Genomic DNA, 15,120 nt, shown 5'->3' with positions numbered 1-15,120 from the left:
ATCATGACATTATCATTACACGATTTGGTTGAATATGCCCGCAATCATGCTCCCTTCTTTAGGGATCTTTATTGTGATCTGCCCCGTTCTGGTTGGACGTTGACTGATCTACCATTAATCGATCCTGCTGACTACTGGCAGCAGTCGCAACCACTGGCAAACTGGCCGGTATTGACTGGTTCTATCAGTGGAGGTCATGTTTTCAAAACCGGTGGCTCTACCAGTGAGGGTAGGCTGTCGGTGTTCAGTTGCAATGAATGGCGTGCTTTTGTGCGCGCATTTGGTCAAGGGTTGGCACTGCAACTACAGCCTGGTGACCGTGTTGCCAATCTGTTTTTTGCCGGTGATCTGTATACCAGCCTGTTATTTATTCACGGTGCTTTGTCCTATTCACCGGTGCCGGTGGTAGAGTTTCCGTTTACTTGTTCAGTTGATGATCGGGCGTTGGCTGATGGGATTGTCAGCCTGGGGATTAATGTTCTCGCTGGGGTGCCGGCGCAACTGTTACGTTTTGCCAGTACCTTGCAGCAGAGCGGCCAGACCATGACGGGTATTGAGCGCCTGTTGTACGGTGGTGAAAGCCTGTTTCCAGAGCAGTTGACACTACTGGGTCATGTATTCCCCAATGCACGCATTGGCTCAATTGGTTGTGCCAGTGTTGACGCCGGTCTCATAGGTGCGGCTTCTCCCGATTGTGGTCACGGTGAACATCGGGTTTTTGATACGGAGACGATTGTTGAAATCATTGATGAATCCAGTGGTCAGCCGATTACCGCGTCCGGACAAAACGGCATGTTGGTTGTTACCAACCTGCAACGGCGTCTGATGCCGGTTATCCGTTACCCTACTGGTGACCTGGCCTGTTGGTGTGAAGAATCCGGGCGGCCACGTCGCAAGTTCGCTTTGCAGGGGCGGGCGGGCAGTGCTCACCGGGTACGGGTTGCCACGTTATCCCTTTTTCCTGACCATATTGCTCATTTACTGCGACAGCAAGAGGGAATACTGGCCTGGCAGCTATTACTGAGCCGTCAGGATGGTATAGATAAGATAAAACTCTTGTTAGCCAGCGATTCGTCACCGATGCCACTTGCGACAGCAGTACATCAGGCGTTGCTGGTGGCGCAACCCGCGATGGCAACGTTATGTTGTCAGGGATTGCTGTATGTGGAAGTCACTTACTGCGCCTTGGAAAATATGGTCACCCATCCACGTTCTGGTAAGTTGATGCGGGTGGTTGATAATCGTGGTTATAGTGCTGAAGAGAAGGCAGCATGAGCATGAATCCAGGAATACCATTAATTCGATTATTTCGGGAAGAAGATTCTACCGGTGTCAGTGCTTTGTTTCGGGCTGTTTACGGCGAAGATTATGTTTATCCGGAAGTCTATTTGCCAACCATGCTTGGTCGCTATAACGCGGCAAGACACTGGTATTCTGCCGTTGCGGTACAGGATGGGCAAGTGTTGGGACATGCAGCACTATGGCAGGATAAGCACTGTCCGTTAAGCGCTGAACTGGCGCTTATCGCGGTGCACCCACAGGCGCGTGGTCAGGGGATTGCTACTGCACTGGGGAGATACTTGTGTGATCAGGCTAGGGAAATGGGGTTAAGCATACTCACTATTAAGCAGGTATCGTCACATAATCACAGCCAGCGTCTGGCTCAAAACCTGGGCTTTCATACCACGGGGTTGTTGCCGGATTATGTTACATCACCCTTTGATCAGACACATCCGGAAAGCATCGTACTGGGTTGCTTGCCTCTACAAAGCTGGCCCTTTCCAGAGTTACACTGGCCTTCAGGTTGGCAAAATTGGCTGAATTCGGTGACTCAAGTGTTTGGTCAAGAGCCTTTACAACCGGAAGAACCGGTTGATGCCGATATCAGCATGACCAATCATGGACGCCGGTTGGAAGTGTGGGTGGAAAAGCAGACAACTGAGCGGGTAAAGGAGGTAGCGGAGTTACCGGCTCATAAACTGGTCTATGTGAAACTCCCGGTGGGGGAAGGCACACTCCAGGCTATGGAAATTTTGCAGCAAGCAGGATTTGTTTGTACGGGGTTTGTGCCCGGTCATCATCATCGTTGGGAAGCTTTACTGGTTCGGGGACATAGCAAAAAAGAACTGACCTTAAGCTGCCAGTTTGCTCACAATCTACACCAGCAAAGTATGTTTGCTTGTGCAGGAGGGTAACTCTTCCTGCAATGATTAGCAAAGCTCGTCAGAGCCTGAATAACGTTGCAGATTAATGACAAAGTGTTGGTCTTTTGGTCAGCACTTTGAATTGGGTAGTGATTAAGTAGCAAAAAACGATCTGACTATTATTTGAGAAAACTTGCTTTACCATCCTATTAATCCGACATCGCTTTCCAAAAATCATTTGGTATATAAAATTGATGTTGCCATTGGTTTTAAATGTATTAGTGATACTTGTGTTTTTTAAATAATTGAGTAAAAATTATTACAAATGGTAGATTCACATAATAATTGTCAACTCATTTTGTGATAGTTATTTCATTGTCTTAGTTTCCTATATAAATAAAGAATTATTCCATTTATAACTATCGATAGTATTGATGATATTACAGAAAATAATGTAATGTCTTCAAATATATTGAAAGATTTGAATATAAAAATACCGATTAATGGATAAGATAAACAGACGAAAGAAGAAAAAATTAATAGATACTGAATTTGCTTGCTAATGTTATCTTTCCTTACGTGATTATGTATATATAATATACACCCTAAAACTGAAATAAGAATAGGGGTAGATGCAAAGGAATAAAATGTCATAAAAACTCCTGTTGTAATCAAAATTATGTTATTCAAGGGATAATGATTTATCGTTTATAATAAATGGAAAACCTCCTGTTTCTTTCAGGGTGAGAGTATGGCTGTTTATTTATTATCCATGCTTTAAATGTGATATTTTAATAAACCAATCTTGGTTTAAAAATAACTCAAAATAAGGTGGTATTTTAAAGGCGGATTTGACTCATTCACCTCTCATTATCCTTAAATAGACTATATTGTTAAGAAAATAATGAAGATACGTCAATAGTCTTTATCGTATTGATAGCGGTTGCAACGATAATTCATCAAGATTCTGGCATCCCGGGCATTATCTTAGTTCAAAGTACGATATTGCGAACTATTCTTGATTATTTATTAAATTAATCATAAACATCAGTAAATATTTATTTTATAAAGTTATATAAAGGTAAAGTTATTTTATTGTTTGTATTTTATTTTTTAATGTAAGCAAGTTTTGTGATTTATTATATTTTTCCTCACACATTGTCGCTGTATATGACGTCTTTGGAAGGCCAGACGACCTGATGTCCTAATGTGTGTGTTTAATCTGGTACCTCTCTTGAACGTAGCGATAGTGATCATTTTTTTGCACGAAAAAACCTGTTTCTCATGATAAATCTCAATTCAGGAGTTCGTATGAATCAACTCGCCAGCCCCCTGATTTCCCGTACCGAAGAGATCCACAACCTGCCCGGTAAATTGACCGAACTTGGTTATGCTTCAGTGTTTGATGTGGTACGTATACCGCGTGAGCGTTTTATTCGTGAGCATCGTGCTGATCTCGGGCGCAATGCTGAGAAAATGTATGACCTGGCGGTGGGTTATGCTCATCAGGTACTGCACCATTTTCGTCGCAATTCTCTTAGCCAGGCTGTTCAAGTTAGCCTGAGAAGTCCGTTCTCTGTAGCGGGGCCAGATTATGCCAATCAGTTTCTGGATGCAGATACCGGTTGGAAAGATAAAGCGCCAAGTGGTTCACCGGAAGCGAACGATGCGCCGGTGGCCTATCTGACTCATATCTATCAACTGGCCCTTGAACAGGAAAAGAATGGTGCCAGCGCCATTATGAATACGTTGGCGGAGCGTCGCCCAGATCTGGGAGCTTTGTTAATTAATGATAAGGCAATCAATGAAGTAATACCGCAATTGCAACTGGTCAATGAAATCTTGTCCAAGGCCATCCAGAAAAAACTGAGTCTGACTGATCTGGCAGCGGTAAATGCTAAACTCTCCACCACCCATTACCCGAATAATTTGCCGTATCATTACGGTCATCAGCAGATTCAAACTGCCCAATCGGTATTAAACACGACTTTGCAAGATATTACCCTGCCTCAGACTTTGGATCTGCCGCAAAATTTCTGGGCAACGGCAAAAGGAAAATTGAGCGACGCGACCGCTGGCGCGTTGACCCGATTGCAAATAATGGCGAGCCAGCTTTCGCCGGAACAGCAGAAAATCATTACTGAAACCGTTGGACAGGATTTCTATCAGCTTAATTATGGTGATAGTTCGCTTACCGCGGACAGTTTCAGCGATATGACCATACTGACCAGCCGAACTAATCTGACTGTACCCCAAGTGGAGCTGATGTTGTGCTCAACCGTCGGGGGTTCTACGGTTATTAAGTCTGATAATGTCGCCGCGGGTGACACTACCGCGACGCCATTTGTATACGGCGCCCGTTTTATTCATGCCGGCAAGCCGGAGGCTATTACCCTTAGTCGTAGTGGAAAAGAGGCTCATTTTGCTCTGACGGTTAACAATCTGGCAGATGATAAGTTAAACCGCATCAATCGTATGGTTCGTCTGCAAAAGTGGTTGAATCTGCCCTATGAGGATGTTGACCTGTTGGTGACTTCAGCTATGGATGCTGAAGGAGAGACGAATACTGCCTTGCTGATGAACGATAACACCTTGCGTATGTTAGGAGTGTTCAAACATTATCAGGCGCAGTACGGTGTCACCGCTAAACAGTTTGCTGGCTGGTTGCGCGTGGTGACGCCGTTTGCCATTACGCCAGCAACGCCGTTCTTAGATCAGGTGTTTAATGCCACCAGCACCTTTGATACGTCGTTGGTGGTAGATAATCAAGATTTTGTCTATACATCGACTACGGGTAGTGATGGGGCGCGTGTCAAACATATCAGCACTGCACTGGGCCTCAATCACCGTCAGTTCCTGCTGTTGGCTGATAATATTGCTCGTCAACAGGGAAATATCACGCTAAGTACCCTGAACTGTAATCTGTTTGCCGTGTCGGCGTTCTACCGTCTGGCTAATCTGGCGCGCACATTGGGAATAGATCCGGAAGCTTTCTGTGCTTTGGCTGACCGATTGGATGCTGGTACAGGGGTAGTTTGGCAGCAACTGGCAGGAAAACCGACGATCACAGTACCGAAAAAAGATTCTCCTTTGGCGGCGGATATTTTGAGTTTGTTGCAAGCATTAAGCGCTATCGTTCAATGGCAACAGCAGCACAATTTATCGATTGAAACCCTGATTTTATTGTTGAGTGATAATGCCACTTTTCCCGCGCAAGGCACTGACGATCAGTTGAATTTTATCCGTCAGGTGTGGCAGAACCTGGGCAGTACGTTTGTGGATACAACATTGTTATCCCGCAGTGGCGTGCCATTAGTTGATACCAATGGTCATGCCATTGACTGGTTTGCTCTGCTCTCGGCAGGTCATAGCCCGCTTATCGATAAGGTGGGGCTGGTGATCGATGCAGGCATAGAAAGTGTCATAGCAACTGTGGTCAATACACAAAGTCTGTCTGATGCAGATAAGAAGCTGGCAATCACTACTCTGACTAATACGCTGAATCAGGCGCAGCAAACTGAGCAAGGTGTTGCTGTCAGTCTGTTGGCGCAGACGCTAAACGTGAGTCAGCCACTGCCTGCATTGTTGCTGCGCTGGAGTGGACAAACAACCTATCAGTGGCTCAGTGCGACTTGGGCATTGAAAGATACAGTCAAAATAGCCGCCGATATTCCGGCCAACTATCTGCATCAATTACGTGAAGTGGTGCGCCGCTCCTTGTTGACCCAACAATTTACTCTGAGTCCCGTAATGGTGCAGACCTTACTGGATAATCCGGCCTATTTTGGGACTGCCGCAGAAACGGTGACAAATATCAGTTTGTGGACGCTCTATACCCTGAGTCGTTACGGCGATTTGCTGCTCCAGGTGGGTAAAGCCGGTGGTGGTACTGAAAATGATGTACTGGCCTATTTGCGTTCGGCCAATGCTGCTACGCCGTTGAGCCAATCTGATGCTGCACAGACGTTGGCGACATTGTTGGGTTGGGAGGCTAACGAGCTGCAAGCCACTTGGGTGGTATTGAGCGGGATTGCCAAAACTACATCGCAACTGGATACGCTTCTGCGTCTGCAACAGGCACAAAACCAGACTGGTCTTGGCGTTACACAGCAACAGCAAGGCTATGCCCTGAGCCGTGACAGTGATTATGCCCTTTGGCAAAGCACCGGTCAGGCGCTGGTGGCCGGTGTATCTCATGTTAAGGGTAGCCGTTGAGTATGGCAGAAGTTCGCCACCTGAATAGGTGAATCTGATTTTTCCGTATGGCCCAATCAGGCCGATTCTAAACCGCCATTTAAGTAAGGCAGATAATTATGTTATCGACAATGGAAAAACAACTGAATGAATCCCAGCGTGATGCGCTGGTGACCGGCTATATGAATTTTGTGGCGACAACCTTGAAAGGCGTCGATGGCCAGCCAGTGACCGTGGAAGATTTGTACGAATACTTGTTGATTGACCCGGAAGTGGCCGATGAGGTTGAGACTAGCCGAGTAGCACAAGCGATTGCCAGCATACAGCAATATATGACTCGTCTGGTCAACGGCTCTGAACCGGGGCGTCAGGCGATAGAACCCTCCACGGCTAACGAATGGCGTGACAATGATAATCAGTATGCTATCTGGGCTGCTGGTGCTGAGGTGCGAAATTACGCTGAAAACTACATTTCACCCATCACCCGGCAGGAAAAAAGCCATTATTTCTCGAAGCTGGAAACCACTTTAAACCAAAACCGATTGGACCCAGACCGGGTTCAAGATGCTGTTCTGGCGTACCTCAATGAGTTCGAGGCGGTGAGTAATCTGTATGTACTCAGTGGTTATATTAACCAGGATAAATTTGACCAGGCCACTTACTATTTTATCGGTCGCACTACCACCAAACCGTATCGGTATTACTGGCGCAAGATGGATCTGAGTAAAAACCGTCAGGACCCGGCAGGGAATCCGGTAACACCGAATTGCTGGAATGATTGGCAGGAAATCACTTTGCCGTTGGCCGGTGATACGGTGTTGGAGCACACGGTTCGCCCGGTGTTTTATAACGACCGGCTGTATGTGGCTTGGGTTGAGCGTGACCCAGCGGTGCAGAAGGATGCTCACGGTGAAGATATCGATAAGACGCATGCCTACAGTATAAAATTTGGTTATAAACGTTATGATGATACTTGGACGGCACCAAATACCACCACGTTGATGACGCGACAAAAAGAAGATAATGATAAGGATGTATCACGTACCAGTTTGCTGATTAATGAAAGTGGCATCACGTCACGGGATGTAAATTTACTGGCTACTACCGATTTTAGTATTGACCCAACGGAGAAGACTGACAGTAACCCGTATGGCCGCCTGATGTTGGGGGTGTTTGTACGTCAATTTGAAGGTGATGGGGACAATAAGAAAAATAAACCCGCTATTTATGGTTATCTCTATTGTGACTCAGCTTTCAATCGCCATATTCTCAGGCCATTGAGTAAGAATTTTTTATTCAGTACTTACCGTGATGAAACAGATGATCAGAATTGCCTGCAATTTGCGGTGTATGATAAAAAGTATGTGATTACTAAGGTTATTGCTGGTTCAACAGAAGATCCTGAAAAGACGGGTTGGGTAGGTAAAGTTGATGACTTGAAGCAGGGGACTACAGGTGCCTATGTGTATATCGATCAAGATGGCTTGACCCTCCATATCCAAACCATGACTAATGGGGATTTTATTAATCGTCATGCGTTTGGGGATGATGATCAGGAGAGAAATTCTGGGACTGGTTATGGGCTAACGTATCAAACGGCACCTGGAGGCTATTTTTATATTAATTATCATGATGGAGATTATTATACCTTTGAAAATGCGGAGCTTCACTACAATCCGGATTGGTTTGGTAAAACTGGGAATTTGTCGGCGGGGACGTATTGGTGGTGTGCTCCTGTCAATGACTCTTGGAACTCATATGCCATCTCTTGGGATGATAATCGTAAATATATTACTACAGACGATAGTTATAATATCGCTTGGAAAGGGGAAATTCCTCAAAGTGGGGAGCTCATTATTCCTGATGGGACGCGCCTTTCTGACGGTTATGATGTGACTAATTATGCCATTAGATCCGACAAGCTTATACCAATATTCTATTCGAATGGGTCTTTTCCAACGCTATCTTATGTCAAAAACTTTGGTAAAATCGCCGATAACCGCAAATTCTATCAGGAAATCAATGCTGAGACGGCAGATGGGAGCAATCTGTTCAAACGCTATAGCAGCCAAACTTTCGAACTTAGCAAAAGTGCAACTTACTCGACTACGCATATTCTGTCTGAAGCGAATTTTTCCACCGATCCGAATAAAAACTACCTACAGGTTTGTTTGAATGTCGTGTGGGATCATTATGACCGCCCATCAGGGAAAAAAGGAGCCTATTCTTGGGTCAGTAAGTGGTTTAACGTGTATGTTGCGTTGCAAGATAGCAAAGCTCCTGATGCCATTCCGCGATTGATTTCCCGTTACGATAGCAAACGTGGTCTGGTGCAATATCTGGATTTCTGGACCTCATCATTACCTGCGAAAACCCGTCTTAACACTACCTTTGTGCGTACCTTGATTGAAAAGGCAAATTTAGGGTTGGATAGTTTGTTGGATTATACTTTGCAGGCAGATCCTTCTCTGGAAGCCGATTTAGTGACTGACGGCAAAAGTGAACCAATGGATTTTAACGGTTCAAATGGCCTCTATTTCTGGGAGTTGTTCTTTCACCTGCCGTTTCTGGTTGCTACACGTTTTGCCAACGAACAGCAATTTTCGCCGGCACAAAAGAGTTTGCATTACATCTTTGACCCGGCGATGAAAAACAAGCCACACAATGCCCCGGCTTACTGGAATGTACGCCCGTTGGTTGAAGGACACAGCGATCTGTCACGTCATTTGGGCGATCCTATCGATCCGGATACTCAGGCTTATGCCCATCCGGTGATATACCAGAAGGCGGTATTTATCGCCTATGTCAGCAACCTGATTGCTCAGGGAGATATGTGGTATCGCCAATTGACTCGTGATGGTCTGACTCAGGCCCGAGTCTATTACAACCTGGCCGCTGAATTGTTGGGGCCTCGGCCAGATGTGTCGCTGAGTAGCACTTGGACACCACAAACCTTGGATATCCTGGCCGCCGGGCAAAAAACGGCTTTACGAGACTTTGAGCACCAGTTGGCTAATAGTGATACCGTTTTACCCGCATTACCGGGCCGCAACGTTAGCCACTTGAAACTGGCAGATAATAGTTACTTTAATGAACCGCTTAATGTCCTGATGTTGTCCCACTGGGATACGCTGGATGCACGATTATACAATTTGCGTCATAACCTGACTGTTGATGGCAAGCCGCTTTCCTTGCCGTTGTATGCTGCGCCTGCCGACCCCGTGGCCCTACTGGCTCAGCGTGCTCAATCTGGTACTTTGACCAGCGGTGTCAGTGGTGCCATGTTGACGGTACCACCATACCGTTTCAGCGCTATGTTGCCACGTGCTTACAGTGCAGTCGGCACGCTGACCGGTTTTGGTCAGAACCTGCTCAGTCTGTTAGAACGCAGCGAACGTGCTGGTCAGGAAGAGTTGGCGCAACAGCAATTGTTGGATATGTCCAGCTATGCCATCACGTTGCAACAACAGGCGTTGGATGGATTGGCGGCGGATCGTCTGGCGTTGCAAGCCAGCCAGGCGATGGCGCAACAACGTCATGACCATTATTACACCTTGTATCAAAACAACATCTCCAGTGCGGAACAACTGGTGATGGACACCCAAACTTCGGCACAGGCCCTTATTTCCGCTTCCACTGGTGTACAGACTGCCAGTGGGGCGTTGAAAGTGATTCCGAATATCTTCGGTCTGGCCGATGGCGGTTCACGTTATGAAGGGGTGACCGAAGCAATTGCTATTGGGTTGATGGCTTCCGGTCAGGCCACCAGCGTGGTAGCTGATCGTCTGGCGACCACTGAGAACTACCGCCGCCGCCGTGAAGAGTGGCAAATCCAGTATCAGCAGGCGCAGTCTGAAGTGGAGGCATTGACCAAACAACTGGATGCATTGGCGGTGCGCGAGAAAGCAGCTCAGACTTCTCTGCAACAGGCGAAGGCGCAGCAGGTACAAATTCGGACCATGCTGACTTACCTGACTACCCGCTTTACCCAGGCAACTCTGTACCAGTGGCTGAGTGGTCAACTGGCAGCGCTGTACTATCAGGCGTACGACGCAGTGGTTTCTCTGTGCTTATCCGCTCAGGCTTGCTGGCAGTATGAATTGGGTGACTACGCCGCCACTTTTATCCAGACCGGTACTTGGAATGACCACTACCGTGGGCTGCAAGTGGGTGAGGCATTACAACTTAACCTGCACCAGATGGAAGCGGCTTATTTGGGTCGTCATGAGCGTCGTCTTAATGTGATCCGTACTGTGTCACTCAAGTCTCTATTGGGTGATGATGGTTTCAATAAGTTGAAAACCGAAGGAAAAGTCGACTTTCCATTAAGTGAAAAGCTGTTTGACAACGACTATCCGGGACATTATTTACGCCAGATTAAAACGGTATCGGTGACATTGCCGACCCTGATAGGGCCATATCAAAATGTGAAGGCGACACTTACCCAAACCAGCAGCAGTACATTGCTCACGGCGGATATTCGTGGTGTTAAGTACCTCAATAATTCGGCAGATCAAGAGGGTGATGCGACTCATATTGTTACCAATCTGCGTGCCAGCCAGCAGGTGGCCCTCTCTTCTGGCCTGAATGATGCGGGTAGCTTTGAGCTGCGTCTGGAAGATGAGCGTTATCTGTCGTTTGAGGGGACAGGAGCGGTTTCCAAATGGACACTTAGCTTCCCGCGTTCTGTGGATGAGCATATTGATGGCAACACACTGAAGGCGGATGACATGCAGGCGTCACTGTTGGCTAATATGGACGATGTACTGGTGCAGGTGCACTACACTGCTTGCGATGGTGGGGCTAGCTTTGCGGGGCAGGTCAAGAAAACACTGGTTTAAATCAACTTTTAACTAATGCCTCCCACTCTGGTATGCCAAGGTGGGAGAGCATCCGTTATACCTGAAATCAATCTTGCGATCTTTCTCCATTTCATTGGAAGAGAAGCTTTGAAACAAAATAAAAGGAATATGATGATGAGTACGTCTGATACTACTCTTTATACCCAAACCCCAACAGTCAGTGTGTTGGATAATCGCGGTCTGTCCGTTCGTGATATCGGTTTTCACCGCACTGTGGTCAGTGGTGATACTGACACCCGTATCACTCGTCACCAATATGATAACCGCGGACACCTGAACCACAGTATTGACCCACGCTTATATGATGCAAAACAGACCAATGACTCGGTGAAACCTAATTTTATCTGGCAGCATGATCTGGCTGGTAATGCTCTGAGGACAGAGAGTGTTGATGCGGGTCGCACCATCTCATTAAATGATGTTGAAGGCCGTCTGGTCATGACCGTTAATGCGACAGGTGTTCGTCAAACTCGTCTCTATGAAAGCAACACTTTGCCCGGTCGTCTGTTGTCTGTTAGCGAACGGGTTTCCGATGAAGAGACTCCTCATGTAACAGAGCGCTTTATCTGGGCTGAGAATACAACCGTGGAGAAAGACTATAACCTCTCCGGTCAATGTATACGCCACTACGACACGGCGGGAGTTACCCGGCTGGAGAGTCAGTCACTGGCAGGTGCCATTTTATCCCAATCTCATCAATTGCTGGCTGAAGGGCAGGAAGCGAACTGGATCGGTGACGATGAAGCTGTCTGGCAGAGTATGTTGGCAAGTGAAGTTTATACGACGCAAAGTACAACCAATGCCATTGGCGCTTTACTCACTCAAACCGATGCGAAAGGAAATATTCAACGTCTGGCTTATGACATTGCTGGTCAGTTAAAAGGTAGCTGGTTGACGGTGAAAGGCCAGAGTGAGCAGATTATTGTTAAATCCTTAACCTGGTCAGCCGCAGGTCATAAGTTGCGTGAAGAGCATGGTAATGGTGTGATTACGCAGTACAGCTATGAACCAGAAACTCAACGTCTGATAGGTATCACCACCCGACGTGCAGATAACAGAAAATCAACAGCCAAAGTGTTGCAGGATCTGCGTTATGAGTATGATCCGGTGGGGAATGTCATCAGTATCCATAGTGATGCGGAAGCCACTCGCTTTTGGCGTAATCAGACCGTGGTGCCGGAGAACCGCTATGTTTATGATTCCCTGTATCAGCTTATTAGTGCGACAGGGCGTGAAATGGCGAATATCGGCCAGCAAAGCAGCAAACTTCCCTTACCAGCCATGCCTGTTCCTACCGACGACAGCACCTATACCAATTACCTTCGTACCTATACTTATGACCGTGGGGGTAATTTGGTTAAAATCCGACACAGTTCACCCGCGACTCAAAATAATTACACCACAGACATGATAGTTTCAAATCGCAGCAACCGGGCGGTATTGAGTACATTAACGACAGATCCAACCCAGGTGGATGCGCTATTTGATTCCGGTGGTCATCAGAAAACATTAATGCCAGGGCAAAACCTGAATTGGAATATCCGAGGGGAATTGCAACAAGTAACGCCTGTGAGCCGTAAAGATGCCAGTGACCGGGAATGGTATCGTTATGGCAGTGATGGAATGCGATTGCTAAAAGTGAGTGAACAGCAGACCGGCAACAGTATCCAAGTACAACGGGTGACTTATCTGCCGGGATTAGAAGTACGCATAACCCAGGTTGCAGATAAAACAACCAAAAATTTGCAGGTGATTACGGTAGGTGAAGCTGGTCGCGCGCAGGTAAGGGTATTGCACTGGGAAAACGGTAAGCCAGCAGATATCAACAACAATCAGGTGCGTTACAGCTACGATAATCTTCTTGGCTCCAGCCAGCTTGAACTGGATAGCGAGGGGCAGATTCTCAGTCAGGAAGAGTATTATCCGTATGGTGGCACGGCGGTATGGGCGGCGAAAAACCAGACAGAAGCCAGTTACAAATTTATTCGTTACTCCGGTAAAGAGCGGGATGCTACTGGGCTGTATTATTACGGCTATCGGTATTACCAGCCGTGGGTGGGGCGGTGGTTGAATGCGGATCCGGCGGGAACCGTAGATGGATTGAATCTGTATCGGATGGTAAGGAATAACCCAATTACATTGACTGACCACGATGGATTAGCGCCTTCTCCGAACCGAAACCGAAATACATTTTGGTTTGCTTCATTTCTGTTTCGTAAACCGGATGAAGGCATGTCTGCTTCAATGAGACGGGGACAAAAAATTGGCAGAGCCATTGCCGGAGGGATTGCGATTGGCGGTCTTGCGGCCACCATTGCCGGTACCGCTGGAGCAGCTATTCCCGTCATTCTGGGGGTTGCGGCCATAGGGGCAGGGATCGGGGCGTTGATGGGATATAACGTGGGTAGCCTGCTGGAAAAAGGCGGAGCATTACTCGCCCGTCTCGTACAGGGAAAATCGACGTTAGTGCAGGCGGCGGCTGGCGTTGCTGCCGGAGCGGGTTCAGCCGCCGCTTATGGTGCGAGAGCACAGGGTGTTGGTGTTGCATCAGCCGCCGGGGCGGCTACCGGAGCCATAGGATCATTAATCAATAATGCTGACCGTGGAATAGGTGGCGCTATTGGGGCCGGGAGTGCGGTAGGCACCATTGATACCATACTGGGTACTTCCTCCACCCTTACACATGAAATATCGGCAGCGGCGGGAGGTGCGGCTGGTGGGATGATCACGGGTACACAAGGGAGCACCAGAGCAGGAATTCATGCAGGTATTGGAACGTATTACGGCTCTTGGATTGGTTTTGGTTTAGATGTTGCCAGTAACCCTGCCGGACATTTAGCGAATTATGCCGTGGGTGCTGCTGCGGGTCTGGGTGCTGAAATGGCGGTCAACCGAATAATTGGAGGTGGATTTTTGAGTAGGCTCTTAGGGCGGGCTATTAGCCCACACGTAGCCGGTTTAGCCAGACAATTAGTGCATTTTGCTGTAGCCAGACCTGTCTTTGAGCCTATATTTAGTGCTCTCGGCGGGCTTGCGGGTGGCATTGGAACTGGCCTGCACAGAACAATGGGAAGAGACAGTTGGATTTCCAGAGGGCTAAGTGCTATCGGCAGTGGTATAGATAACGTTGCCGGTATGATTGGTAATCAGATCAGCGGCAGGGTCTTGACCACTACAGGGATTGCCAATGCGATAGACTATGGAACCAGTGCTGTTGGCGCTGCGCGACGAGCTATCTCTTTGTAGCAAACATCGCTGGATATCTTCGCCCAATACTGGGCGAAGATATCAGGGCCGGGAGCAGTTATCGCACTGATATAATTAAAAGTATTCATCATCAAAATCACTTTTTTATGGAATATAGTGATCTGATCGTTTTAATAATGAAGAGTTGCATAATATAATAACGCTGCAAGTAACCCGGTTCGTATTTAGTTAAATCATTTATTTATGGATTTTGTTATCTCGATTTTTCATGAATGATTATTTAACGGGTTTATAAAAAAGTTTATTCTCCAGTTGAAAATGTTATTAAAATCGGTTAATGTTTTTTGATTAACCGGTTATATATTCTTATTTGACCTTTTTACGGTTATATATACATTAATAAAACCAATTCTTTTTCCCTGATGGTTTTATGATGGGTAGGTTTTAAATTGTTATTAAAAGCCATTTTTTAGCTTCCGGTTTTAATCAGTAAAATCAGGTTTTAACCGTTTTTTTTACTACTTTTAACACCTGATTTTTATTAAGTTTAATCATCATGATATATTGTGTTTTTACGTTTAACCAACGTTGATTATACTCACTTCTTATCTTTACTGACGCCGTTTTACCGGCAATCCTGAGCAGTTTTTATAAGTCTTTTATCTTCATAAATCAACCTGTAAATAGTCTGATGGTATAAGGATACCCCTTTA

The 15,120-nt window shown here is 46.6% G+C and carries 5 protein-coding genes; all 5 read left to right on the top strand.

Features of this window, described 5'->3' with window-relative positions; translation table 11 throughout:
- Window positions 1-3 precede the first annotated feature (3 nt).
- Window positions 4-1,275, top strand: coding sequence for a phenylacetate--CoA ligase family protein (locus PTE_RS07560; RefSeq protein WP_036844622.1), 1,272 nt, complete (start codon window positions 4-6; stop codon window positions 1,273-1,275).
- Window positions 1,272-2,195 (top strand): GNAT family N-acetyltransferase, encoded by a 924-nt coding sequence (locus PTE_RS07555; RefSeq protein ID WP_036844619.1) that lies wholly within the window; start codon window positions 1,272-1,274, stop codon window positions 2,193-2,195. The genes PTE_RS07560 and PTE_RS07555 overlap by 4 nt, the downstream gene beginning before the upstream one ends.
- A 1,260-nt stretch (window positions 2,196-3,455) precedes the next feature.
- On the top strand, window positions 3,456-6,359 hold the full coding sequence (tccA, locus tag PTE_RS07550) for an insecticidal toxin complex protein TccA (RefSeq protein ID WP_036844616.1): 2,904 nt from the start codon (window positions 3,456-3,458) through the stop codon (window positions 6,357-6,359).
- Window positions 6,360-6,457: 98 nt separating this feature from the next.
- Window positions 6,458-11,179 (top strand): insecticidal toxin complex protein TccB, encoded by a 4,722-nt coding sequence (gene tccB, locus PTE_RS22730; RefSeq protein WP_051477263.1) that lies wholly within the window; start codon window positions 6,458-6,460, stop codon window positions 11,177-11,179.
- 135 nt (window positions 11,180-11,314) lie between these two features.
- On the top strand, window positions 11,315-14,446 hold the full coding sequence (gene tccC / locus PTE_RS07540) for an insecticidal toxin complex protein TccC (RefSeq protein WP_036844613.1): 3,132 nt from the start codon (window positions 11,315-11,317) through the stop codon (window positions 14,444-14,446).
- Window positions 14,447-15,120: the final 674 nt, after the last annotated feature.

This window comes from Photorhabdus khanii NC19 (assembly GCF_000517265.1).
Classification (GTDB): Bacteria; Pseudomonadota; Gammaproteobacteria; order Enterobacterales; family Enterobacteriaceae; genus Photorhabdus; species Photorhabdus khanii.
This window is presented reverse-complemented; position numbering and strand designations above follow the sequence as displayed.

What these genes read in the sequence shown, in the direction of transcription:
- tccC (WP_036844613.1), top strand. Translation starts at nt 11,315, where the DNA reads ATGAGTACGTCTGATACTACTCTTTATACCCAAACCCCAACAGTCAGT.
- tccB (WP_051477263.1), top strand. Translation starts at nt 6,458, where the DNA reads ATGTTATCGACAATGGAAAAACAACTGAATGAATCCCAGCGTGATGCG.
- PTE_RS07555 (WP_036844619.1), top strand. Translation starts at nt 1,272, where the DNA reads ATGAGCATGAATCCAGGAATACCATTAATTCGATTATTTCGGGAAGAA.
- tccA (WP_036844616.1), top strand. Translation starts at nt 3,456, where the DNA reads ATGAATCAACTCGCCAGCCCCCTGATTTCCCGTACCGAAGAGATCCAC.
- PTE_RS07560 (WP_036844622.1), top strand. Translation starts at nt 4, where the DNA reads ATGACATTATCATTACACGATTTGGTTGAATATGCCCGCAATCATGCT.